At 65.7% G+C, this 23,482-nt stretch carries 19 protein-coding genes; 14 read left to right on the forward strand and 5 right to left on the reverse strand.

The window, feature by feature from the left end:
- Nucleotides 1–3: 3 nt before the first annotated feature.
- Entirely contained in the window at nt 4–774 is a 771-nt protein-coding gene (locus ACFRAH_RS18315) for an SDR family NAD(P)-dependent oxidoreductase (RefSeq protein WP_377992328.1), read from the reverse strand.
- Between the two features lie 622 nt (nt 775–1,396).
- Between ACFRAH_RS18315 and ACFRAH_RS18320 the strand changes: the two genes are divergently transcribed.
- The 3 genes from ACFRAH_RS18320 (at nt 1,397) to ACFRAH_RS18330 (ending at nt 6,040) form a co-directional block, all read left to right on the forward strand.
- Nucleotides 1,397–3,175, forward strand: coding sequence for an ABC transporter family substrate-binding protein (locus ACFRAH_RS18320; protein WP_377992329.1), 1,779 nt, complete (start codon nt 1,397–1,399; stop codon nt 3,173–3,175).
- A 178-nt stretch (nt 3,176–3,353) separates the two neighbouring features.
- Entirely contained in the window at nt 3,354–4,895 is a 1,542-nt protein-coding gene (locus ACFRAH_RS18325) for an ABC transporter permease (protein WP_377992330.1), read from the forward strand.
- 26 nt (nt 4,896–4,921) lie between these two features.
- Nucleotides 4,922–6,040 (forward strand): ABC transporter permease, encoded by a 1,119-nt coding sequence (locus ACFRAH_RS18330; protein WP_377992347.1) that lies wholly within the window; start codon nt 4,922–4,924, stop codon nt 6,038–6,040.
- Between the two features lie 43 nt (nt 6,041–6,083).
- On the opposite strand, the gene ACFRAH_RS18335 is transcribed toward ACFRAH_RS18330, so the two are convergent.
- Nucleotides 6,084–6,710, reverse strand: a complete 627-nt coding sequence (locus ACFRAH_RS18335; RefSeq protein ID WP_377992331.1) for a PH domain-containing protein — start codon at nt 6,708–6,710, stop codon at nt 6,084–6,086.
- 79 nt (nt 6,711–6,789) lie between these two features.
- Here ACFRAH_RS18335 and ACFRAH_RS18340 point away from each other — a divergent pair, with 79 nt between their 5' ends.
- The 5 genes from ACFRAH_RS18340 to ACFRAH_RS18360 all read left to right on the forward strand — a co-directional run bounded on the left by ACFRAH_RS18340 (nt 6,790) and on the right by ACFRAH_RS18360 (nt 14,379).
- Nucleotides 6,790–8,664 (forward strand): ABC transporter ATP-binding protein, encoded by a 1,875-nt coding sequence (locus tag ACFRAH_RS18340; RefSeq protein ID WP_377992332.1) that lies wholly within the window; start codon nt 6,790–6,792, stop codon nt 8,662–8,664.
- A 268-nt stretch (nt 8,665–8,932) separates the two neighbouring features.
- Nucleotides 8,933–10,618, forward strand: coding sequence for an ABC transporter substrate-binding protein (locus tag ACFRAH_RS18345; RefSeq protein WP_377992333.1), 1,686 nt, complete (start codon nt 8,933–8,935; stop codon nt 10,616–10,618).
- 128 nt (nt 10,619–10,746) lie between these two features.
- Entirely contained in the window at nt 10,747–11,676 is a 930-nt protein-coding gene (locus ACFRAH_RS18350; protein WP_377992334.1) for an ABC transporter permease, read from the forward strand.
- On the forward strand, nt 11,666–12,616 hold the full coding sequence (locus tag ACFRAH_RS18355; protein ID WP_377992335.1) for an ABC transporter permease: 951 nt from the start codon (nt 11,666–11,668) through the stop codon (nt 12,614–12,616). Before ACFRAH_RS18350 ends, ACFRAH_RS18355 begins: the two co-directional genes overlap by 11 nt.
- 11 nt (nt 12,617–12,627) lie before the next feature.
- The gene (locus ACFRAH_RS18360) at nt 12,628–14,379 is read left to right on the forward strand and encodes a dipeptide ABC transporter ATP-binding protein (protein ID WP_377992336.1); all 1,752 of its coding nucleotides are present in this window, start codon (nt 12,628–12,630) and stop codon (nt 14,377–14,379) included.
- Between the two features lie 84 nt (nt 14,380–14,463).
- Here the strand turns inward: ACFRAH_RS18360 and ACFRAH_RS18365 are convergent, their stop codons facing one another.
- Nucleotides 14,464–15,315 carry an SGNH/GDSL hydrolase family protein gene (locus ACFRAH_RS18365; protein WP_377992337.1) on the reverse strand — a complete coding sequence of 284 codons (852 nt, stop codon included), beginning with the start codon at nt 15,313–15,315 and terminating at the stop codon, nt 14,464–14,466.
- Between the two features lie 271 nt (nt 15,316–15,586).
- Between ACFRAH_RS18365 and typA the strand changes: the two genes are divergently transcribed.
- Complete coding sequence (gene typA / locus ACFRAH_RS18370) at nt 15,587–17,515, forward strand: translational GTPase TypA (RefSeq protein WP_377992338.1); 1,929 nt, start codon at nt 15,587–15,589, stop codon at nt 17,513–17,515.
- Between the two features lie 25 nt (nt 17,516–17,540).
- Nucleotides 17,541–17,924, forward strand: coding sequence for a hypothetical protein (locus tag ACFRAH_RS18375; RefSeq protein WP_377992339.1), 384 nt, complete (start codon nt 17,541–17,543; stop codon nt 17,922–17,924).
- A gap of 39 nt (nt 17,925–17,963) precedes the next feature.
- Here the strand turns inward: ACFRAH_RS18375 and ACFRAH_RS18380 are convergent, their stop codons facing one another.
- Nucleotides 17,964–18,473: a helix-turn-helix domain-containing protein gene (locus tag ACFRAH_RS18380; RefSeq protein ID WP_377992340.1), complete on the reverse strand. Its 510-nt coding sequence runs from the start codon at nt 18,471–18,473 to the stop codon at nt 17,964–17,966.
- A gap of 63 nt (nt 18,474–18,536) precedes the next feature.
- Between ACFRAH_RS18380 and ACFRAH_RS18385 the strand changes: the two genes are divergently transcribed.
- Nucleotides 18,537–19,868: an MFS transporter gene (locus tag ACFRAH_RS18385; RefSeq protein WP_377992341.1), complete on the forward strand. Its 1,332-nt coding sequence runs from the start codon at nt 18,537–18,539 to the stop codon at nt 19,866–19,868.
- A 12-nt stretch (nt 19,869–19,880) separates the two neighbouring features.
- On the opposite strand, the gene ACFRAH_RS18390 is transcribed toward ACFRAH_RS18385, so the two are convergent.
- Nucleotides 19,881–20,138, reverse strand: a complete 258-nt coding sequence (locus tag ACFRAH_RS18390) for a hypothetical protein (RefSeq protein ID WP_377992342.1) — start codon at nt 20,136–20,138, stop codon at nt 19,881–19,883.
- A 154-nt stretch (nt 20,139–20,292) separates the two neighbouring features.
- Between ACFRAH_RS18390 and fdxA the strand changes: the two genes are divergently transcribed.
- From fdxA to ACFRAH_RS18405, 3 genes are all read left to right on the forward strand, one after another.
- A complete protein-coding gene (gene fdxA / locus ACFRAH_RS18395) occupies nt 20,293–20,619 on the forward strand; it encodes a ferredoxin (RefSeq protein ID WP_026265673.1) in 327 nt (108 codons plus the stop codon).
- A gap of 9 nt (nt 20,620–20,628) precedes the next feature.
- Nucleotides 20,629–21,768: a succinyldiaminopimelate transaminase gene (dapC, locus tag ACFRAH_RS18400; RefSeq protein WP_377992343.1), complete on the forward strand. Its 1,140-nt coding sequence runs from the start codon at nt 20,629–20,631 to the stop codon at nt 21,766–21,768.
- Between the two features lie 302 nt (nt 21,769–22,070).
- Nucleotides 22,071–23,372 (forward strand): citrate synthase, encoded by a 1,302-nt coding sequence (locus ACFRAH_RS18405; RefSeq protein ID WP_377992344.1) that lies wholly within the window; start codon nt 22,071–22,073, stop codon nt 23,370–23,372.
- Nucleotides 23,373–23,482: the final 110 nt, after the last annotated feature.

Here is a 23,482-nt window from a genome sequence, read left to right on the forward strand (position 1 = left end):
GCCTCAGTGGGTGGTGTAACCGCCATCGACGGGCAGCGCAGTGCCGAGCACGAAGCTCGCGGCCGGGCTGCACAGCCACAGGACCGCAGCGGCTACCTCATCTGCGCGGCCGAGGCGGCCGATTGGCTGCTGTTGGATAATTTCGGCCATCGCCTCGGGCTGGCCCTCGAGCATGCCGGCGACCATCGGAGTCTCCACGACGCCGGGGCAGACGGCATTGATGCGGATGCCCCGGGGCGCGTATTCGACCGCTGCGCTCTTCGTGAGGCCGATTACCCCGTGCTTTGACGCGTGGTAGGCGGCGCGCTCCGGCAAGCCCACGAGGCCTCCGAGGGAGGAACAGTTCACGATTGCGCCCGAGCCCTGGGCACGCATGTACCGCAGTTCATGTTTCTGCGCAGCCCACACGCCTCGCAGGTTGACCCCGTTGACCCGGTCGAAGTCCGCGGCATCTTCGTCGGCGGCGTCCGACGGTGGGGCCTGCACACCGGCGCAGTTGAAGGCCATGTCGAGTCGTCCGTAGGTCTCCACGGCGCGGTCGACCGCGGCGGCGACCTGCTCCTCGTCGGAGACGTCGCAAACGATGCCGATCGATTGGTGTCCGGCATCCACAAGCGACTGCGCGGCCTGCTCGACGGCGTCGGCGTTGCTGTCGAGGAGCGCAACTGCGGCTCCGTTTTGGGCGAAGCCGCGGGCGGCGGCCAGGCCCATGCCGGAGGCCCCTCCGGTAACGAGTGCAACGTGTCCGGTGAAGTGGTACTGCGGGTTCGTCATTAGGGTTTCCCATCCTTGTCTCGTTCTCTATGTCGTGAAGGACCCGTCTCGTTCCGGCCGAGCCTCTCGTCTTCAACGCTATGCCGGGCACTCGAGTCGAAACAGGACCTGTTGGACCACGGTTCCTCCGGCCCACTCGGGCAAGTTCCGGATCATCGTTGGCGGGGTCAATGAGCATGTCCAGTGGATCAGGGAGGCCAGGGACATGATCATGACGGCGCGTTCGGTGCGCCCGTGCGAACGCCAAGACGTTTTTTCGGCGACGGAACGTGGTCGAATTCCGCTTCAACGTGGGAGTTTCCGCTGAGCTACTCAGTGATTGAGTATTAACGGCAAAAAGCCACGATCCTCTGGATCGGCGCTTTTTCTGTGATTGGTGCCCCTACCCTCCGAGCAACACGGCGTCAAGGAAAAGCAGCGCTGACTTTTCGCCCGGCAACAGCTTGGTTGCATCTCGATAACAACCTTTACTGAGGGACAACTTTCGGACCGCGCATGCGTGGTTCGGGTCTAGGCTACTTGTCATGTGAGACTCGCCACATCTCACTGGGGGGATGTAGCGGGTCTGGCCGGCGCCCACAGCGAAGGTCTATTCCACACTCAAAGAAACATAGGAGGCGGAATGCGATTCAGTCGTATTTCCAAAGCAGTAGGCGTTGCAGCCGCGGCTGCACTGGCGCTCAGCGCCTGCGCGAGCACGAACGGCGGGACAACCCCGTCAAGCAATGCGGCCGGAAAACAGGGGGGAACTGCCACTGTCGTCGAGGTCAACGCGTTCAACACCTTCAACCCCAACACGGCAGACGGCAACACTGACATCAACTCGAAGGTCAGCTACGCCACGCACTCCGGGTTCTACTACATCGACAACCAGCTGAACGTCGTCCACAACGACAAGTTCGGCAAGATGGAAAAGACGTCCGACGATCCGCTGACCGTCAAGTACACCATCAACGAAGGTGTGAAGTGGTCCGACGGCACGCCCGTCACCGCAGCTGACCTGCTCCTCCAATGGGCAGCCTTCTCCGGGTACTACAACGACGCCGACGCCGAGGGTAAAGCGGGAACGTCGTACTTCTCCTACGCGGGCGACCCCACGGGCCTTGCCCTCACCGATTTCCCCGAAATCGGCGACAACAACCGCTCCATGACCATCAAATACTCCAAGCCGTTCGCTGACTGGGAGATCGCGCTGGGCGGACCGGGCATTGACATCCCGGCCCACGTCCTGGCCAAGAAGGCCGGCCTGGCCGATACCCAGGCTTTCATTGACCACCTCAAGGGCCTGCCCCGCGGCGACGCCAAGGCGCCCAAGCCCGCCGATGCCAAGCTCAAGGCCATGTCCGACATGTGGAACACCGGCTTTGACTCCAAGACCCTGCCGAGCGATCCGAGCCTGTTCCTTTCCAACGGCCCGTTCGTGGTCCAGAGCATCAACCAGGACCAGTCCCTGACCATGGTGCGCAACAAGGACTACAACTGGGGCCCGGAGGCCAAGCTGGACGAGATCACCGTCCGCTACATCGGCTCCTCCCCGGCGCAGGTCCAGGCGCTGAAGAACGGCGAAGCTGACATCATCGCTCCGCAGGCGTCCGCGGACACCCTCGACCAGCTCAAGGCACTCCAGAGCCAGGGCGTCACGGTGGACCAGGGCAACCAGCTCTCCTACGACCACATCGACCTGAACTACTCGGGACCCTTCGCCGACAAGAATGTCCGCGAGGCATTCATGAAGACGGTTCCGCGCAAGGACATCGTGGACAAGATCATCAAGAAGCTCGACCCGCAGGCAAAGCCCCTGGACTCGCAGCTGTTCGTTCCCGCGCAGCCGGCCTACCAGGCCTCCTCGGAGGGCAACGGCTCCTCCAACTACCAGGATGCCGATGTTGACGGTGCCAAGAAGCTCCTGAACGGGGCGACGCCCGAGGTCCGCATCATGTACAACAAGGACAACCCGAACCGTGTGGACGCGTTCTCGCTCATCCGCGAGTCCGCAACCAAGGCCGGGTTCAAGATCGTCGACGGCGGCCTTGGCGCCTCTGACTGGGGCAAGGCCCTCGGCAAGGGCGGCTACGACGCCACGATCTTCGGCTGGATCAACCCGGGCGTCGGCGTCTCCGGCGTTCCGCAGATCTTCCGCTCCAACAACGGTTCCAACTTCAACAAGTTCAGCGATCCTGAGGCCGACAAGCTCATGGACGAACTCATAGTGACGACCGACCGCAGCAAGCAGGATGACCTGATCAAGCAGATCGACAAGAAGATCTGGGACTCGGCATACGGCCTGCCGCTCTTCCAGTCCGTTGGTGTTGACGCCTACAGCGACCGCATCACCGGCGTGAAGTTCATGCCGAACCAGACGGGTGTCTGGTGGAACTTCTGGGAGTGGGCCGAGAAGTAAGCCCGTGCCACGAAGTGCAGCACGCTAGTTGAGGCGCCGGGACCATGCACCACGGTCCCGGCGCCTTGCAGCGCCATCTCCTGGCAGCGCCTGTGTTGGCAGCACAAGCAGTAAGGCGCCGCCAAACCTGCGACCGGTCCGGGCAATCCCCGGGCCCGAATCCTGAGGTTCTATCACAATGGTGACCTACATAGTCCGGCGGCTAGTCACCGCCGCACTCATCCTTCTTGGCGCTTCGTTCCTGGTGTATCTGCTGACCGCAGCATCAGGCGACCCGCTCGCCGAGTTCCGCGCCAGCAGTGCGCCGAACAAGCAGCAGCTCATGGACTCGAGATCCGCGCTGCTGGATCTCGGTACGCCCGCTCCCGTGCGGTATTTCAAATGGCTCGGCGGCGCAGCGCAGTGCCTGGTGCCCTTCACCGGTTCCTGCAACCTCGGCAAGAACATTGCCGGCCAGCCCATCACGGACGCTCTCGGCCACGCGCTCATCCAGACACTGACACTTGTCACCGGGGCCACCGTTCTGGCCATTCTTGTTGGCATCACCCTGGGAATCATCACCGCCCTGCGCCAGTACAGCACACTGGACTACGGCGTGACCTTCATGGCCTTCCTGTTCTTCTCCCTGCCGATCTTCTGGGTTGCCGTCCTGCTCAAGGAATTCGGCGCCATCGGCTTCAACAACTTCCTCCGAAACCCGGAGATACCCCTGCCGGTCTCGCTCGGCGTCGGCGTGGTCCTCGGCGGCGTGGCCGTGATCGTGGCCGGCGGCGACGCCAGGCGCAGAGTGATGACCGGCGGCATCGTCTTCGCCGTCGTCGCTGCCGTCCTTATCTACTTCTCCGTGACCCAGTGGTTCAAGACGCCCGGACTGGGACCGGTGGTCATCGCCATCGCCGGCGTGGGCATCGCCTTCGCCGTGACCCTGCTGACCGCCGGCCTGCGGAACCGCAAAGCGCTGCAATCCGCCCTGATTGCCGTGGGCGTGGGAGTGGTCCTCTACTTCGTCATCCAGCCGCTGCTGAGCCAGGCAACGTTCCTGATGATCGTGCTGCTGGCCATCGCGGCGGTCCTGGCCGGCATGGCCATCGGCTACCTGATGGGCGGCTACGACCGCGGACAGTCCATGCGCGCGGCCGCCATCACCTCCTTCCTCGTGGGATTCCTCATCTTCCTGGACCGCTTCATGCAGGCTTGGCCCGCGTACTTCAACAACAGCCGGGTCCGCGGGCGGCCGATTGCCACGATCGGCGCCGGCACACCGAACATCGAGGGCGACTTCTGGATCCTGGGCATCGACTCCTTCACCCACCTCATCCTCCCCACCACCGCTCTCATCCTCATCTCCCTGGCCGGCTACACGAGGTTCACCCGCGCCTCCATGCTGGAGATCATGAACATGGACTACATCCGCACGGCGCGGGCCAAGGGCCTGTCCGAGCGGACCGTGGTCATGCGCCACGCGTTCCGCAACGCCCTGATTCCGGTGGCCACCATCGTTGCGTTCGACATCGGCGGCCTGATCGGCGGCGCGGTCATCACCGAGACGGTCTTCTCCGTCCGGGGCATGGGGTTCCTGTTCCTCGACGGCATCCAGCACGTTGACCCGAACCCCGTCATGGGCGTCTTCATTTGCGTCGCCATCACGGCCATGGCGTTCAACCTCATCGCGGACCTCGCCTACTCCGCACTGGATCCACGAGTAAGGGTGAAAGCATGAGCCAGCCCAGTCAGCAGGATGAAATCATGGCGGAGCAGGCCGCCGTGCGGCAGGAGGCTGCCGGCATCGAGCCTGTCTCCGAAGCCCGGGGCCTGAGCCAGGGCCAGATTGTCCGCAAGCGTTTCCTTGGCCACTCCGGCGCCATCGTGGGCCTCGCCGTGTTCGCCATCATCTTCGTCATGGCCTTCACGTCCGTGGGCTATGCCGGGATCCCCGGCTGGTGGAAGTACACCCACGAAGCCGTCGCGCCGCTGATCAACGACGGCACGCCCACAGCTTCACTGTGGCCCCTCGCCTGGGGTGAGCATCCCTTCGGCCAGGACCGGATCGGGCGGGACCTGTTCGCCATGACCATGCGCGGCGCCCAGCAGTCCATCACGATCATGGTGGTCATCGGCCTGATCGCCGGCCTGATCGGCGTGGTGGTCGGGGCGCTGTCCGGCTACTTCCGGGGCTGGATGGAGGCCGTCCTGATGAGGCTCACCGACGTCATCATCATTGTCCCGGCACTGCTCCTCGCCGCCGTCATGGCCCAGCTGGCAGGTCGGCGCGACGAAGGCAGCTGGTTCGCCGCCTTCGCGAGCAGCAACGGTGTCCTCGCCCTCGGCATCTTCCTGGGGCTGATCAGCTGGGTGGGCCTGGCCCGGCTCATGCGCGGTGAGTTCCTCACCCTGCGGGAGCGCGAGTTCGTCGACGCGGCACGGATTTCCGGGGCAAGCAACGCCCGGATCATCTTCAAGCACATCCTGCCCAACGCGGTGGGCGTGCTGATCGTCAACGTCACCCTGACCATGTCCGCGGCAATCCTCACCGAAACGGCCCTCAGCTACCTGGGCGTCGGCGTCAAGTCCCCGGACACCTCGCTGGGACTGCTGATCTCCCAGAACCAGGAAGCCTTCGCCACCCGGCCCTGGCTGTTCTGGTTCCCCGGCCTGTTCATCGTGCTCATCTGCCTTAGCATCAACTTCATCGGTGACGGCCTGCGGGACGCCTTTGACCCGCGGCAAAAGAAGTTCAACGCCAAGAAGGCAAAAGACACCGGGACAACTGTTCCGGAAGCCACGCCGGTCACAGCCTTGGACAGCAGGGCGGAGGACGGCAGGGCAGATGACGGCCGGACCGCCGGCGGGGACAGGGGAGCCTGACGTGCTGCTGCGACGCCGCGGGCGGACGCAGCGCGCGTCCCGCCTACAGGACCGCCACGCTCCAGTAGCTCAGTCCGAGAAGGAGCAGGGCCGCCGCTGCCTCAAGCCAGCGGAACCTCACGGTGACCGGAGTGGTGTCAGCTGCTCCGGCATCGAGGAGCCCGGATTCGACCAGCTGCTGCCAGCGTCCGCGGACCAGCTGCGCGGCCTGTCCCGAGTCGGTGCTCTTCAGGTCACCGGGGCGCACGGAGTTCCCCGGCCCGTACGTGCTGTCCGGCAGTCCCCGCAGGTCCTCCGGGCGGGCGTTGCGCCCGCCCCAGATGCCGGGAGCGGGAGCCGCCCAGGCACCGTAGCTTCGGCCGGGCGTGACAAGTGTCAGGGCATACCGCGTGTCCACGTGCACCAGCGCTGCCCACGGCACCGTGATGGCGCGGAACGGATTTTCTATGGTGACGCCGGCATCGGTGACCACCACCGCAGGGCGCCAAAACAGCAGCCAGCCCAGGTAGGCGATGAACAGCAACGGCCAGGCGCCGGCCAGGGCGGGGAGACCGCCCGCCGCCACCAGGCCGGCCAGCCCGGCGGCCGCCACGAACCACGAGAATCCCGCAAACCATTTGTTGGTGCGCGCTTTGAAAATTGCGGTTGCGGCATGCGGCACAGTGCTCATGCCCCCAATAATTCAGTATTCCCGGCCGCAGCACTAATCTCAGCTGCTCCGCTGGCCCGGGTGGAAGGAAAACCCCAACATGTCTGACTACATCAGCCCTGACCGCCCGGCTTCGGACCCGCTGGAACCAGGCTCCATCCAGCCCGGCCCCGGACGGCGGAGGGCAGACGGAAAGGGCTCAGTTGTCCTCGAGGTACGCGACCTCAGCGTCGACTTCGGCGTGGAAAAGAAGTGGGTGCCGGCCGCCGTCGGGCTTAACTACGAGGTCCGCGCCGGTGAGGTTCTGGCCATCGTGGGGGAGTCCGGCTCGGGCAAGAGCGCGAGCTCCATGGCGCTGCTCGGCCTGCTGCCCAGCAACAGCAGGGTGTCCGGGAGCGTCAGGCTCTCCGGCAAGGAGCTGCTGGGCGCGGATGCCGCCAACATCCGCAGTGTCCGGGGCAAGGACGTGGCCGTCATCTTCCAGGAGCCCATGACGGCGCTGAACCCGGTCTACACGGTTGGTGCCCAGATCGTCGAGACGGTGCGCCTGCACAACGAAGTCTCTCCTGACCAGGCCAAGGAGCGTGCGCTGCGCATGCTCGAGCTGGTGGAACTGCCGGACCCGGTGAAGGCGTTCAGGTCCTATCCGCACCAGCTCTCCGGCGGCCAGCGCCAACGTGCCATGATCGCCCAATCGCTCTCCTGCGATCCCAAGCTGCTGATTGCCGACGAGCCCACCACGGCCCTGGATGTGACGGTGCAGGCGGAGATCCTGGACCTGATGAGGAACCTGCGCAACAAGCTGGACAGCGCCATCGTCCTGATCACCCACGACATGGGCGTCGTGGCGGACCTCGCCGACCGGATCGCCGTCATGCGCAAGGGCCTGATCGTGGAGACCGGTACCGCCGAACAGATCTTCCACAATCCGCAGCACCCCTACACGCAGGCACTGCTCGCGGCTGTGCCGCACCTCGGGCAGGGCGGAACGGACGCGGCTCCCGACGTCGACGTGACCGCAGCGCTGGCAGCGGCCACCCACGCCGAGCTCGAGTCCGTGGACCATGACGAACTGGTCCGCCGCGAGCGGGAGAACGCGGCCGCACTGGCGGCCGCCGAATCCGCCGGGCCCATGGGGGAGCCCGTCCTGGAGCTGACCGACGTCGCCATCGAGTATCCGAAGCAGGGCCGCGTTCCCGCCTTCCGCGCCGTGGAGGGCGCCAACCTGACCATTCACCCGGGGCAGGTGGTGGGCCTGGTGGGGGAGTCGGGCTCCGGTAAGACCACCATCGGGCGTGCCGCCGTCGGGCTGCTGCCGGTGGCAGCCGGAACGATGCGCGTGGTGGGGCAGGACATCTCCGCCGCGAAGAAGAACGGCAGGCAGCTGCACCATGTGCGGCGCCACATCGGCATGGTCTTCCAGGACCCGTCCTCGTCCCTGAACCCGCGCCTGCCCATCGGCGAAAGCATCGGCGAGCCGATGTACCTCGCCGGCGTGGCGAAGGGCGCCGACCTGCAGAAGCGCATTGAGGCCCTGCTGGACCAGGTGGAACTGCCCCGGAACTACCGGAACAGGTACCCGCACGAGCTCTCCGGCGGGCAGAAGCAGCGCGTCGGCATCGCCCGGGCACTGTCACTGAAGCCGAAGCTGATGGTGGCGGACGAGCCGACGTCAGCGCTGGACGTGTCCGTGCAGGCCAAGGTGCTGGAGCTGTTCCAGAACCTGCAGCGCGAACTCGGGTTCGCCTGCCTCTTCGTCACCCACGACCTCGCCGTCGTGGACGTGCTGGCCGACCGCATCTGCGTCATGCAGCGCGGCCGCATCGTGGAGCAGGGCACCCGCGACCAGATCCTGCGGAACCCGCAGGAGGCGTACACGCAGCGGCTGCTGGCGGCCGTTCCGCTGCCTGATCCGGAAAAGCAGCGCGAACGCCGCGAACTCCGCGCCCAGCTGCTGGCCACCGGAGCGGAATAACCGGCGGAGTTGTGGGAGAGCCCGGGCACCGCCCGGGCGTGAGCGGCATCACAAGCGGGCATGATACCAGCGGGTAACTTATGCCGCGAAATCGTCCGGCGTGCCTCACGCATGTCGGTCACGGTTTAGCAACGGCGTATCACTATCTGGACGTTTGCCGTTAGAGTTCATGCTTGTGTTGCCCACGTCACAGACCACCTCTGTGTCCTGGGCATCGGGGACATACCTGAATCCCCACCAATCTCTCCCACAACTCCTAGGAGGCGGAATGCGTTTTGCGCGCACTTCCAAAGCATTGGGCATGGTGGCCATCGCCGCCCTCGCCCTGTCCGCTTGCGGTGCCGGAGGCGGCACCAGCAACGGTTCCGGCAGCGCTGCCGGAGATCCCAACAAAGTCATCACGGCCTACAGCAACGAGCCGCAGAACGCGCTGCTGCCGGCCAACACCAACGAGGTCTACGGCGGCCGCGTCGTGGAACTCCTCTTCGAAGGCCTTCGGGCCTACGACGCCAACGGCAAGCCGGTCAACGCCCTGGCTGAATCCATCGAGTCCCCGGACGGCCAGAACTACACGATCAAGGTCAAGTCCGGCACCAAGTTCACCAACGGCGAGGAAGTCACCGCCAAGAGCTTCGTCGACGCCTGGAACTTCGCGGCACTGAGCACCAACCTGCAGAACAACGGCACGTTCTTCGAGTCGGTCGAAGGGTACAACGACGTCAGTGCCGTCAAGACCGAAAAGGGTGCTGACGGCCAGGAAAAGGACGTTCCGGCCCCCACCGCCAAGACCATGTCCGGCCTTGTCCTGAAGGACAACTCCACCATCCAGGTCAAGCTCAGCCAGCCCGAGGCCGACTGGCCGCTTCGCCTCGGCTACTCGGCGTTCTACCCGCTGCCGTCAGAGGCGATGAAGGACCCCAAGAAGTTCGGTGAAAACCCCGTCGGCAACGGCCCGTACAAGCTGGCCAAGGAAGGCGCCTGGGTTCACGACCAGTCCATCTCGCTGGTCAAGAACGCTGACTACAGCGGTCCCCGCGCGGCCAAGAACGGCGGCGTGACCTTCAAGTTCTACACCGATCCGGGCCCCGCCTACACGGACATCCAGGCCAACAACCTCGATGTGACGGACGTGCTTCCCACCAACGCGCTGCGGACGTACGAGACCGACTTCCCGGAGAACCACCTGAACAAGGCCTACGCCGGCAACGCCACGCTGAACATCCCGGGCTACAACGCCAACTTCCAGGGTGAGGCAGGCAAGCTGCGCCGCCAGGCACTTTCCATGGCCATCAACCGCGAAGAGATCACGAAGGTGATCTTCAACGGCACGCGCATCCCGGCCAAGGACTTCACCGCCCCGGTCATCGACGGCTACAACGAAAACGTTGCCGGCTCGGAGTTCCTCAAGTTCGACGCCGCCAAGGCCAAGGAGCTGTGGGCCAAGGCCGAAGCCATCAAGGCCTACGACGCCTCCAAGCCGCTCCGGCTCGCCTACAACACCGACGGCGGCAACAAGGAATGGATCGACGCCGTAGCCAACAACATCAAGAACAACCTCGGCATCCAGGCCGAAGGCCAGCCGTTCGCGAAGTTCGCCGAAATCCTGAACCTGCGCAAGGCCAAGACCCTTCCGGGCCTCACCCGCGCAGGCTGGCAGGCAGACTACCCGTCGCTGTACAACTTCCTCGGCCCGCTCCTGAAGACCGGCTCCAGCTCGAACTACGAGGGCTACTCGAACCCTGAGTTCGACAAGCTGCTCACCGAAGGCCTGGGTGCGAAGTCCACGGACGACGCCAACAAGAAGTTCACCCAGGCGCAGGAAGTGCTCTTCAAGGACCTGCCCAACCTGCCCCTCTGGTACCAGGCCCGCCAGGCCGTGTGGAGCCAGAACGTCACCAACGTGGACAGCGGCTGGAACGGCGTGCTCCAGTACTACAACATCACCGCCAAGTAGTCCCTGGAACCACCCCAATCAGTCAGCACATGGGGGTCCGGTCGAAGCTGCCGGGCCCCCATGGCCATGAACCAGCATGAAAGCTGTCCCATGAATCCCCAATTTCCATTCGCCGGGGAGGCATCGCTGTGATCCAGTATGTCCTCCGCCGGCTGCTGCAGGTGATTCCCGTCTTTGTCGGCACCACCCTGCTCGTTTACTACATGGTGTTCGCCCTTCCCGGCGACCCGATCGCCGCCCTCTTCGGCGACAGGCAGCCCAACCCTGCCGTCATCGCTGCCCTGCGGCAGCAGTACCACCTCGACGAACCGTTCTGGGTCCAATACGGACTGTTCCTGAAAAACCTGTTCACCTTCAACCTCGGCAACGACTTCACCGGGCAGCCCATCGCCGCCACCCTGGGGCGGGTGTTCCCCGTGACGGCAATGCTGGCCATCGAGGCCCTCGTGATCCAGGGCGTCTTCGGCGTTGCCGCCGGCCTCTTCGCGGGCCTGCGCAAGGGCAAGCTTTTTGATTCCACCGTGCTCATCGCCTCCCTGGTGGTGATCGCCATCCCGACGTTCGTGCTCGGCTTTGTCCTGCAGCTGGTGGTCGGCGTGCAGCTGGGATGGGCCAAACCCACCGTGGGATCCGACGTCTCCTGGGGCACGCTGCTGCTGCCGGCCTTCGTCCTGGGCCTGGTGTCCTTCGCCTACGTCCTCCGGCTCACCCGGGCGTCCGTGATCGAGAACATGAACGCCGACTACGTCCGCACCGCCACCGCCAAGGGCCTCTCGAGGCCGCGGGTGGTCCTGGCGCACATCCTGCGCAACTCGATGATTCCCGTGGCAACCTACCTCGGCGCCAACCTGGGCGCGCTGATGGGAGGGGCCATCGTCACCGAGGGCATCTTCAATGTTCCGGGCGTCGGGCAGAAGCTGTACCAGGCCATCCTGCGCAGCGAGGGTCCCACGATCGTCGCGATCGTCAGCGTGTTCGTGCTCATCTTCGTGGTGGCGAACCTGCTGGTGGATCTGCTCTACGCCTGGCTCGATCCAAGGATTCGCTATGACAAGTAACTTCCAGGCGGAGCATTTCGTCGCACCCATCGACGAAACCCCGCTGCTCGCCACCGACTCCGTCAAGACGGACCAGGCCCCGTTGAGCCTGTGGTCCGAGGCCTGGCGAAAGCTGCGCCGCCGGCCGCTGTTCATCGTGTCATCGCTGCTGATCGTGCTGCTTTTGGTCATTGCCCTCTTCCCGGGACTCTTCACGCAGGTAGCGCCCAACGACAACTGTGATCTTCAGTTCTCCGACGGCGCGCCGCAGCCCGGCCATCCGTTCGGCTACACGTTCCAGGGCTGTGACGTCTTCTCACGCGTCATCCACGGCACGCAGGCGTCGCTGTCGGTAGGCGTGCTGTCAGTCATTTTCGTGCTGATCATCGGCGTGACGCTCGGCGCGCTGGCCGGCTTCTTTGGCGGCTGGCTCGACGCCGTCATCGCCCGGCTCGGCGATATCTTCTTCGCCCTTCCGCTCGTCCTGGGCGCACTGGTGATCACGCAGCTTCCCTTCTTCAAGGACAACAAGAGCGTCTGGACCGTTGTCATGGTGATCGTGCTGCTGGCCTGGCCGCAGATGGCCCGCATCACCCGCGGCGCCGTCATTGAGGTGCGGAACGCGGACTTCGTGACCGCCGCACGCTCCCTCGGCGTGTCCAGGATGGGATCCCTGCTCCGGCACGTCCTGCCGAACGCCCTCGCCCCCATCATCGTGCTCGCCACTATGGAACTGGGTGTGTTCATCGTGGCCGAGGCCACCCTGTCCTTCCTGGGCATCGGCCTGCCCGGCAGCGTCATGTCCTGGGGCAATGACATCGCCGCTGCCCAGTCCTCGCTGCGGACCAACCCCGCCGTCCTGCTGTATCCCGCAACGGCGCTGTCCATCACCGTGTTGAGCTTCATCATGCTGGGCGACGCCCTCCGCGATGCCCTCGACCCGAAGAGCCGTCAACGATGAAGGAGGCCAACATGTCAACTTCCAGCGTCAGCATCAGCGAAGCGGGTGCCCCGGATGTGAAGCCCCTGCTGGAAATCAGGGACCTCGCCATTTCCTTCGCCACCAGCGGCGGCGAAGTCCAGGCAGTGCGCAACGCGCACCTGACCATCATGCCGGGCGAGACGGTCGCCATCGTGGGCGAGTCGGGTTCCGGAAAATCGACGACGGCGCTCGCCGCCATCGGTCTGCTGCCCGCCAATGGGCGGGTCTCCGGCGGGCAGATCCTGCTCGACGGCGAGGACATCGCCGGGGCGCCGGAGAAGCGCATGATCGAGCTCCGGGGCAACACCATCGGCATGGTTCCACAAGACCCGATGTCCAACCTCAACCCGGTTTGGAAAATCGGCTACCAGGTCCGCGAAACACTGCGGGCGAACGGGCGCCCCGACAGTCCCGACGACGTCGCCAAGGTCCTTGCCGAGGCGGGACTTCCGGATGCGCACCGGCGGGCGAAGCAGTACCCGCACGAGTTCTCCGGCGGGATGCGCCAGCGCGCGCTCATCGCCATCGGCCTGTCCTGCCAGCCGCGGCTGCTCATCGCCGATGAACCGACCTCAGCGCTGGACGTCACCGTCCAGCGGCAGATCCTGGACCACCTGGACAAAATGACCACCGAGCTTGGCACCTCCGTGCTGCTCATCACCCACGATCTGGGCCTGGCCGCCGAGCGTGCCGACAAGGTGGTGGTGATGTACCGCGGCAACGTGGTGGAGGCGGGTCCTTCCCTGGAACTGCTGCGCAACCCGCGCCACCCGTACACGCAACGGCTGGTCGCCTCGGCACCATCCCTCGCGTCGCGCCGGATCCAGGCGGCCAAGGAACTCGGTGTGGAGTCCGAAGACCTCCTTGCCCCGGCCGAGGCGGCATCCGAAGGCACCTTCACCGGGGCTGCGGTGCAGCACAGGGACGGGCCGGAGGACGTGCTGCGGGTCGAGAACCTCAGCAAGGTCTTCAAGCTGCGGTCCGGCCTCGGCCGGTCCACGGACTTTACGGCGGTGGACTCGGTGTCCTTCGGCGTCAAGCGCGGCACCACGACGGCGATCGTGGGCGAGTCCGGTTCCGGAAAATCCACGGTGGCCCAGATGGTGCTGAATCTGCTGGCTCCGACGTCCGGAAGGATCGTGTTCGACGGCGTGGATACCGCCACGCTGAACAGCCGGGAGATCTTCGCCTTCCGCCGGCGGGTGCAGCCGATCTTCCAGGACCCGTACGGTTCCCTCGACCCGATGTACAACATCTTCCGGACCATCGAGGAACCGCTGCGGACCCACAAGGTGGGCACCAGGGCGAGCCGCGAAAAGAAGGTCAGGGAACTGCTGGACCAGGTGGCACTGCCGCAGTCCACCATGCAGCGGTACCCGAACGAGCTCTCCGGTGGACAGCGCCAGCGCGTGGCGATTGCCCGTGCGCTGGCACTCGATCCGGAGGTGATCATTTGCGACGAGGCGGTGTCCGCGCTGGACGTGCTGGTGCAGGCCCAGGTACTGAACCTGCTCGCGGACCTGCAGGCCAACCTGGGGCTGACATACCTCTTCATCACCCACGACCTCGCCGTGGTCCGGCAAATCGCCGACCACGTCTGCGTGATGGAAAAGGGCAGGCTCGTGGAGACCGGCGCGACGGACGATGTTTTTGACGCCCCGCAGCAGGACTACACGAAGGCCCTGCTCAATGCCATTCCCGGGGCCAGCCTTATGCTTCCCCCGGAAGTCGCCACGGCGTAGCCCAGGCCAACAAAGAGCAGGAGCCGGTATTCACCCCGGGTGGATACCGGCTCCTGCTCTTAACGGCAAAGTCCCCAGTGATGGCTAGGACAGGGCCAGCCCAAGCTGCGCCAGCCTGTCACCCAGCAGCGCGCCCAGTGCGCGGTGGCCGTCGCTGTTCATGTGGACGCTGTCCTTGAGCTGCCCCGCCAGCCCGTAGCGGGTGAGCCAGTCGCCGACGCCGACGAACGGAATGCTGTGGTCCGCGGCGACGGTCCCCAGGAGGGCGTCCACCTCGGCACGCCGGGCGCCGCCATGCTCCCGGCCCTTGCCCAGCGTTCCCACCATCGCCAGCTTCGCGCCCGGGTACCGCTGCTTGATCGTCGTAATGAGCCGGTCAGCGTTGGCTTTGATCTGTTCGTTGCTGGCGCCCTGCTTGGCATCGTTTCCGCCGCCCTCGATGAGCACCAGCGGCGGGAAGCCGTAGGGGAGATGCCAGTCGCCGCGCTGCAGGGCATCGACGTAGTTGCCGGTGGTGCCGTTGGAGGCGACGAAGCCGGTGCCGCCCTTGCCGCAGAAGAAGACGTCGTAACCCAGTACGGCGAGGGCCCGCCGCGGCCAGCTTGCCTGCGGCTCCGACTGCGAGTCGCCGATCAGCAGCGCGGTGTGGGCGATGTTGCCCACGATCACCTCGTCCCGCCCGTTGGCCGGGTTGCGGTACAGCGCGCCGGCCGGAAGGCGGGAGGGGTCGACGGCGGCCCCCAGGTCGCTAACGACGGCGGAGCCGGCGGCCACGGCTTCACCCGGGGCGGCCACCGGGGCGGCGGCACGCGGGGCTGCCGGCGCCGCCGATCCGGCACCGGGCGCCGGTTCCATCGCGGCGCCGCAGCCCGTCAAAAATACGCTGGCGGCAATGACCGGACCAATCAGGAGGGCCCGCGTCGAGGCTTGTAACATCCGTGGACTCCTGGCCTGTTCGTAAGTGGTCTAGCAATAGTGGTGGATCACTTACGGAAAATCCAGTGATTTTGCTCACGTGACACCCTGTTGGACTCACGATTTGGTAACGGGGCGGGGGCGGAGGAAGATGCCCGATTTAGGCCAATAAATGGCACAGCGTTTAGACTGGCAGTAGGTGCCCTGTGTTAAGGGTCTGATCCGTCGTGCGTTCCGGTTGGAAATGTCGCGATACAACAGCTGACTTCACCACTGAATCGAGCAATAACGCATGTCTGAAACCACCACCAACACCGCGGTAGCAACTGCAGTTCGCAGTGACCTGCGCAACGTCGCGATTGTGGCCCACGTTGACCACGGCAAGACCACCCTTGTGGACGCCATGCTCAAGCAGACCAACTCCTTTGCCGAGCACAACCACCTCGAAGACCGCGTCATGGACTCCGGTGACCTGGAGCGCGAAAAGGGCATCACCATCCTGGCCAAGAACACCACGGTGGCATACAATGGACCGTCCTCCAACGGCGAAACCATCACCATCAACGTCATCGACACCCCCGGCCACGCCGACTTCGGCGGCGAAGTGGAGCGCGGGCTGTCCATGGTGGACGGCGTCGTTCTCCTCGTGGACGCCTCTGAGGGCCCGCTGCCCCAGACCCGCTTCGTCCTCCGCAAGGCCCTCGCCGCGCACCTGCCGGTGATTCTCCTGGTCAACAAGACCGACCGCCCCGACGCCCGCATCGAAGAGGTTGTCCACGAGTCCATGGACCTGCTCCTGGGCCTGGCCTCCGACCTTGCCGATGAGGTTCCGGACCTTGACCTGGACAAGATCCTCAACGTCCCGGTCGTTTACGCCGCCGCAAAGGTAGGCCGCGCGTCCCTCGAGCAGCCGGCCGACGGCGCCGCCCCGGAGAACGAGGACCTCGAGCCGCTCTTCAGCGCGATCATCGAGCACATCCCCGCTCCGACCTACAACCCCGAAGGTGTCCTGCAGGCCCACGTCACCAACCTGGACGCCTCCCCGTTCCTGGGCCGCCTCGCCCTGCTGCGCATCTACAACGGCACCCTGCGCAAGGGCCAGCAGGTTGCCTGGGCCCGCGCCAACGGTGAGCTCAAGACCGTCAAGATCACCGAACTCCTCGCCACCAAGGCACTCGAGCGCGTTCCGGCCGAATCCGCCGGTCCGGGCGAGATCGTCGCCGTCGCCGGCATCGAGGAAATCACCATCGGTGAGACGCTGACCGACGTCGAGAACCCGCAGCCGCTGCCCCTGATCACCGTTGACGATCCCGCGATCTCGATGACCATCGGTATCAACACCTCGCCGCTGGCCGGCAAGGTCAAGGGCGCCAAGGTCACCGCCCGCCAGGTGAAGGACCGCCTGGACAAGGAACTGATCGGTAACGTCTCCATCAAGGTTCTCCCCACCGAGCGTCCGGATGCCTGGGAAGTCCAGGGCCGCGGCGAGCTCGCGCTGGCCATCCTCGTGGAGCAGATGCGGCGTGAAGGCTTCGAGCTCACCGTCGGCAAGCCCCAGGTGGTCACCAAGACCATCGACGGCAAGGTCAACGAGCCGATGGAGCACATGACCATCGACGTGCCCGAAGAGTACCTGGGCGCCGTCACCCAGCTCATGGCTGCCCGCAAGGGCCGCATGACCAACATGGCCAACCACGGCACCGGCTGGTGCCGCATGGAATTCATCGTTCCCGCCCGTGGCCTGATCGGTTTCCGCACCAAGTTCCTCACGGACACCCGCGGCGCCGGCATCGCAGCTTCCATCGCCGAGGGCTACGAGCCCTGGGCCGGCCCGATCGAATACCGCACCAACGGTTCCATGGTGGCCGACCGCGCCGGTGTGGTGACCCCGTTCGCCATGATCAACCTGCAGGAACGCGGTTCCTTCTTCGTCAAGCCGACCTCCGAGGTCTACGAAGGCATGATCGTGGGCGAAAACTCCCGCGCGGACGACATGGACGTGAACATCACGAAGGAAAAGAAGCTCACCAACATGCGTGCGGCTTCCTCCGACAGCTTCGAGAACCTCACGCCGCCGCGCGAGCTGACCCTCGAAGAGTCCCTCGAATTCGCCCGCGAAGACGAGTGCGTCGAGGTCACGCCGGAGGACATCCGCATCCGCAAGGTCATCCTCGACTCCAACGAGCGTGCCAAGGCCAACCGCGCCCGCGCGAAGGCGTAACGGCACCTCCCGCAGGTAACTGCACATGAACAGAAAAGCTGCCGGCATGGCAGGCGGCCTGGCCGCCGCCGTGCCGGCAGCTCTTTTTGCAGCCCTGGCCGGAACCGCACTGCACCGCCAGGAGCTGGGAGCCGCCGGCCTCGCGGCTACCGGTGCCGCGCTGCCGCTGGGCGCCGTCGCGGCATTGCTGCTCCTGGCGTCGCTCCAGTTGTTCCTCGGGGCGGCGTTCCGGACGCTGGTTCCGACGGCGGTGTGCGGCGGGCTCTGTTACGCCCTGGCCGGCTGGTGGTCCGGGATGGAACCCGGCAAACGGCTGATCGCAGGCGACCTGGCCGGGGGTATCTGGGTCTACGGGATCGTGGTGGTGACCGTCGTGATGCTGGCCTGGTGCCGGCGGTACCGTGCTTAGTCGACGGCGCTGCCGCGCCAGCCGGCGGCGCTCCCGCCGCTAATCCGCCGTCGGGTCCCGGTGGTGGGCGATCATCAGCGAGGTGGCCTCGCCGTCGTCGTCCGGGGGGAGCGCCATATATTCCTCAACGACGGCGCGCAGCTTGCCCAGCATTTCGTCCCGCCGGGCGGCGTTGAACTTGACCCCAAGCCGCCACACCTCAATGTCTTCCGGCGGCAGGTCCCGGGTCTCCTGGAGGAATGTCTCAATGAGGACGGGCGCCACATTGTCCACGGGAGTGCTCAAGGACTTGCGGCTGGCGATGTAGGGCACTTCCGTGGCCCCGCGGCGGCCCTTCCGCCGCTCCTCCGGAAGCAGGAATCCGGTCCGTACCAGCGTCCGGACGTGATGCAGGCTGGACGCGGGATTCAGGCCGAGCAGTTCGGCAATCTCCTTGTTGGTCCGTGACTGGTGCAGGCAAAGCCGCAGAATCCTCAGCCGCAGCGGCGAACTCAGGGCGCGGCCCTTGGCCACGAGGTCTGCATCGCCGCTGCCCTGCGGGAGTTCCATAGACGCAAGTGTAACGAGCAATAAGTGATTGACATATGTCAATCGCCCACCGAAACTAAAGCCGTGACTGCCGAATCGACAGCCGCGGACCCGGCAAAAACGTCGCTGTGGCGGGACCGTAACTTCACCACCTTCTGGGCCGGCCAGGCCCTGGGGCAGTTCGGCGCGCAGCTGGGGCAGCTGGCGTTGCCCGTCCTGGCCGTCACCCTGCTCCACGCCTCCGAGTTCGAGGTGGGCGTGCTGAACGCGGCGGGCCTGGCGGCGTTCCTGGCCGTCGGGCTGCCGGCCGGGGCCTGGGTGGACCGCTGGCTGAAGCGCAGGACCATGACCACCGCCGATCTGCTCCGGATGGCCGCCATGGCCGCAGTGCCGCTCCTGTGGTGGAGCGGCAGCCTGGAAATCTGGCACCTCTATGCCGTTGCGGCGATCGTGGGGACGGCCACGGTGTTCTTCGATGTCGCGTACCAGAGCTACGTTCCGGTGCTGGTGCCGTCCGAGCACGTGCGGGAGGCCAACTCCAAACTTGAGGCCACGGCGCAGATAGCCCGCATCGGGGGACCCGCTGCCGGTGGCGCGCTGCTGGCGGTTGTGTCGGCACCCGTGCTGTTCGTGGGGGAGGCGGCAGGTTACCTGCTCTCCGCGGTGTTCCTCAACCGCACCCGCGACACCGAGGTAAGCGCGCCGGCGGCCGCCCGGCGCCCTCTTCGTGTCGAAATCCGGGAAGGGCTCTCCTTTGTTGTCCGGCACCCGCTCATCAGCCGCATCGCGGCCTGCACCGGCGGAATGAACTTTTCCGGCATGCTGATCTACACAATGATGCCGGTGCTGGTGCTGCGCAACCTCGCTCTGGGGCCGCAGGGCATGGGCCTGATCATGACCTTAGGCGCCGTGGGCGGGCTGCTGGGCGCTGTCCTGGCCCCGCGCGTCGCCGCCCGGATTGGCGAGGGCACGGTGATTCCCGTCTGCGCCGTGGCCAGCTCGGGCTTTGTGCTGCTGGTTCCGCTCGCCGGGGTCGTTTCCGAGCCCGCAGCCTCGCTGGTGCTGCTGGTGGTCTCCGAAATCGGTTTTGGCTTCAGCGTCCTGGTTTACAACATCCTGCAGCTCACCATGCGCCAGCGGGTTTGCCCGCCGCGGCTGCTTGGCCGCATGAACGCGTCCATCAGGTTCGCCGTGTGGGGAGTGATGCCGCTTGCGGCTTTGGCCTCGGGTTACCTGGGGGAGCACATTGGCCTGGTGCCCACCATGCTGATCGGAGCCGCAGGAAGCTTCCTTGCCACCGCGCCGGTTCTGTTTTCGCCCCTGCGGACGATGCGCACGCTTCCGGACCAGGTGCAGGAGGACGGGGTGCCGGAAAGCGAAGTGCTGGATGACGGCCCTGCCGGCGGCAGGGGATAGGTCCGCTCCGGCTCAGCCGGCCGGCGGCGGCGTTCGCCGCTGGCCCCGCCGGGGAGGTGCCGGGGGCACCTGCTTGGCGGCCACCACCCGGTCAAGGGCAATGCCGACGTCGGAGCTCCGGGTCCGCACGGTGCATCCAGTTTCGGTGCACTCCAGGAGGTCTCCCAGCGCGTCCGTAAACCCGCCGTCGATCCTGTAGCGCACCACCACGCGCGTTCCGGCAGGGGCCGTGGCCAGGAACTGCCGGGGCGTCGGTGTTGTCAGACTCACCGGTCCATCGTATGACCTGTCCGGAGTATGACGCGCCCGCTTCGTTGGCGGGACAGGCCTGGGAGATAATAGGCTCTGAAATGGACAGCCCGGCATGCACGCCGGATGCAGCAACCGGCCAGCGGCCGGGAATCAACGTGGAGAGGCAAGGGACGTGACGTACGTAATCGCGCAGCCGTGTGTGGATGTTAAGGACAAGGCATGCATTGAGGAGTGCCCCGTCGATTGCATCTACGAAGGCGAACGCTCCCTCTATATCCATCCCGATGAGTGCGTCGACTGCGGCGCATGCGAGCCCGTCTGCCCGGTGGAAGCCATCTACTACGAGGACGACACCCCCGAGGAATGGGCCGACTACTACAAGGCCAACGTCGAGTTCTTTGATGACCTCGGCTCGCCGGGCGGAGCCGCCAAGGTGGGCAACACCGGCAAGGACCACCCGATGATTGCAGCTCTGCCGCCGCAGAACCAGGACCACTGAGGACCGTTCGTGACTACAGCTGTGCGCGGTTTCGGCCTAAGCCTGCCCGACTACCCGTGGGAAGCGATGGCGCCGTACCTCGCCAAAGCGGCTGAGCACCCCGGCGGTGCGGTCAACCTGTCCATCGGCACGCCCGTGGACCCCACCCCTCCGGTCATCCAGGACGCATTGAAGGCTGCCGCGGACGCGCCGGGTTACCCCACTGTCCACGGCACCCCCGCGCTCCGGGAGGCGATCGCCGGGTGGTTCGCCCGCCGCCGCGGTGTGGAAGGCCTGGATCCCCGCGCCGTCATGCCGACCGTGGGCTCCAAGGAACTCGTTGCGTGGCTGCCGTTCCTGCTGGGCCTCAAGCCCGGCGACGTCGTGGTGCGGCCCACGGTGGCCTACCCCACCTACGACATCGGGGCCACGTTCGCCGGTGCCACCGCCGTGGCCGCTGACGACCTGGACCAACTCGACGCGGCCACCCGGGCCAGGGTCCGGCTGGTGTGGGTCAACTCCCCGGGCAACCCCACCGGCAGCGTCCGGGACGCCGCGTCACTGAAGAAGATCGTGGACCAGGCCCGCGAAATCGGCGCGCTGGTGGCATCGGACGAGTGCTACGCCGAGCTGGGCTGGGGGGAGTGGGACCTGCAGCGCGGAGGGCAGGCTGTTCCGAGCATCCTCGACCCCCGCGTGGCCGGACCGTCCCACGACGGGCTCCTCGCCGTGTACTCGCTGAGCAAGCAGTCCAACCTGGCCGGCTACCGGGCCGCCTTCGTGGCCGGGGACGCCGCCCTCATGGCCAACCTCGTCAACAGCCGCAAGCACGCCGGCATGATCGTGCCGTACCCGGTGCAGGAAGCAATGCGCGTGGCCCTGGGTGACGACGCGCACGTGCTGGCGCAGAAGGACCTGTACCGCGGCCGCCGGGAGCGGCTCCTGCCCGCACTTGAGGCGTTCGGACTGACCCTGCACGAATCAGCGGCCGGCCTGTACCTGTGGTGCACGGCGGGCGAAGCCACCTGGGACACGGTTGCACGCCTCGCGGAGCGGGGGATCGTAGTGGGTCCGGGTGTGTTCTACGGCGACGCGGGGCACGGCTATGTGCGCGTGGCCCTCACCGGAACCGACGAACGGATCGATGCTGCGGTGGCCCGTCTGGCTTAGGCGGGCTTCCGGGCGTCATCTTATGGGCGCAGGACCCCCGAAGCGGCGACTTCTGGCCCTGCGGATGCCGTAACAATGGTGTGACTCGCGCCACAATAGGCCTGTTTTGGGGATAATCCGGCGGCCCCGGATTTAGTGGCAACCTGCAAGTGGCGGTAGTTTTTAACTGACTATCAATGGTGGCTTTCTACAAGAAGGCGGCAAGGCCGTTGGATTTCCCGTCTGTGCGGGACCCCGCGCGGCTCACCCTGATGTTGGATCAAGCTTTCTAGAGAGGCCAGACGCCTCATGAAGGGGACTCCATGACTGAGACCACCAGCGCACCTGAGACCACCAGTGCGATCTTGCGCCACGCAGGCGGCGAGCTCGAGCTCCCGCGCATCAAGGTTGTTGAGGGAAACGAAGGCTACGACGTTTCCAAGCTACTGAAGCAGACCGGCGCCGTTACCTTTGACCCCGGCTTCATGAACACGGCCGCAACAACGTCGGCCATCACCTACATCGACGGCGACGCAGGCATCCTGCGCTACCGCGGTTACCCGATCGAGCAGCTTGCCCAGCACTCCAGCTTCCTGGAGGTCTCGTACCTGCTGATCTACGGCAACCTCCCGACCCCGGCAGAGCTGGACGAATTCGACCAGAAGATCCGCCGCCACACGCTGCTGCACGAGGAGCTCAAGGGCTTCTTCGGTGGCTTCCCCCGCGATGCGCACCCGATGCCCGTGCTGTCCTCGGCCGTATCCGCGCTCTCCACGTTCTACCAGGACTCGCTGGACCCGTTCAACGACGAGCAGGTGGAGGTTTCCACCATCCGCCTGATGGCGAAGCTGCCGGTTATCGCGGCCTACGCGCACAAGAAGTCGATCGGTCAGCCCATGCTGTACCCGGACAACTCCATGAACCTCGTGGAGAACTTCCTGCGCCTGAGCTTCGGCCTGCCGGCCGAGCAGTACGAGGTGGACCCGGTGGTCGCCAAGGCGCTGGACCTGCTCCTCATCCTGCACGCGGACCACGAGCAGAACTGCTCCACCTCCACGGTGCGCCTCGTGGGCTCCTCCAACGCCAACCTCTTCGCCTCCGTGTCCGCGGGCATCAACGCCCTCTTTGGCCCCGCCCACGGCGGCGCCAACGAGGCGGTGCTGAAGATGCTCCGCCAGATCCAGGCCGACGGCACCAAGCCCGAGGACTACATGGAGAAGGTCAAGAACAAGGAAGACGGCGTCCGCCTCATGGGCTTCGGCCACCGGGTCTACAAGAACTACGACCCGCGCGCCAAGATCGTCAAGGCAACTGCGCACGAGATCCTCAGCAAGCTCGGTGGCCATGACGAACTCCTCGAGATTGCTTTGCGGCTCGAAGAGAAAGCCCTGAATGACGACTACTTCATCCAGCGCAAGCTGTACCCGAACGTGGACTTCTATACCGGCCTGATCTACAAGGCCATGGGCTTCCCCGAAAAGATGTTCACGGTACTGTTCGCCATCGGCCGCCTCCCGGGCTGGATTGCCCAGTGGCGCGAAATGATCAACGATCCCAACACCAAGATCGGCCGTCCGCGCCAGCTCTACACAGGAGAGCCCGAGCGGCAGTACCCCGCCCGCTAGTCCCCACCGGCTCCCAAACCTCGCACGCTCGGTTCGGGACCCTCGCCGGTGTGGGCCCACCACCGGCTCAAGGCAGTCAAATGCACGACGGCGGCCGCCCACCTTTTCGG

This window comes from Arthrobacter sp. NPDC056727 (genome assembly GCF_042790555.1).
Classification (GTDB): domain Bacteria; phylum Actinomycetota; class Actinomycetes; order Actinomycetales; family Micrococcaceae; genus Arthrobacter.

What these genes read in the sequence shown, in the direction of transcription:
- ACFRAH_RS18315 (WP_377992328.1), bottom strand. Translation starts at nt 774, where the DNA reads ATGACGAACCCGCAGTACCACTTCACCGGACACGTTGCACTCGTTACC.
- ACFRAH_RS18320 (WP_377992329.1), top strand. Translation starts at nt 1,397, where the DNA reads ATGCGATTCAGTCGTATTTCCAAAGCAGTAGGCGTTGCAGCCGCGGCT.
- ACFRAH_RS18325 (WP_377992330.1), top strand. Translation starts at nt 3,354, where the DNA reads ATGGTGACCTACATAGTCCGGCGGCTAGTCACCGCCGCACTCATCCTT.
- ACFRAH_RS18330 (WP_377992347.1), top strand. Translation starts at nt 4,922, where the DNA reads ATGGCGGAGCAGGCCGCCGTGCGGCAGGAGGCTGCCGGCATCGAGCCT.
- ACFRAH_RS18335 (WP_377992331.1), bottom strand. Translation starts at nt 6,710, where the DNA reads ATGAGCACTGTGCCGCATGCCGCAACCGCAATTTTCAAAGCGCGCACC.
- ACFRAH_RS18340 (WP_377992332.1), top strand. Translation starts at nt 6,790, where the DNA reads ATGTCTGACTACATCAGCCCTGACCGCCCGGCTTCGGACCCGCTGGAA.
- ACFRAH_RS18345 (WP_377992333.1), top strand. Translation starts at nt 8,933, where the DNA reads ATGCGTTTTGCGCGCACTTCCAAAGCATTGGGCATGGTGGCCATCGCC.
- ACFRAH_RS18355 (WP_377992335.1), top strand. Translation starts at nt 11,666, where the DNA reads ATGACAAGTAACTTCCAGGCGGAGCATTTCGTCGCACCCATCGACGAA.
- ACFRAH_RS18360 (WP_377992336.1), top strand. Translation starts at nt 12,628, where the DNA reads ATGTCAACTTCCAGCGTCAGCATCAGCGAAGCGGGTGCCCCGGATGTG.
- ACFRAH_RS18365 (WP_377992337.1), bottom strand. Translation starts at nt 15,315, where the DNA reads ATGTTACAAGCCTCGACGCGGGCCCTCCTGATTGGTCCGGTCATTGCC.
- typA (WP_377992338.1), top strand. Translation starts at nt 15,587, where the DNA reads ATGTCTGAAACCACCACCAACACCGCGGTAGCAACTGCAGTTCGCAGT.
- ACFRAH_RS18375 (WP_377992339.1), top strand. Translation starts at nt 17,541, where the DNA reads ATGAACAGAAAAGCTGCCGGCATGGCAGGCGGCCTGGCCGCCGCCGTG.
- ACFRAH_RS18380 (WP_377992340.1), bottom strand. Translation starts at nt 18,473, where the DNA reads ATGGAACTCCCGCAGGGCAGCGGCGATGCAGACCTCGTGGCCAAGGGC.
- ACFRAH_RS18405 (WP_377992344.1), top strand. Translation starts at nt 22,071, where the DNA reads ATGACTGAGACCACCAGCGCACCTGAGACCACCAGTGCGATCTTGCGC.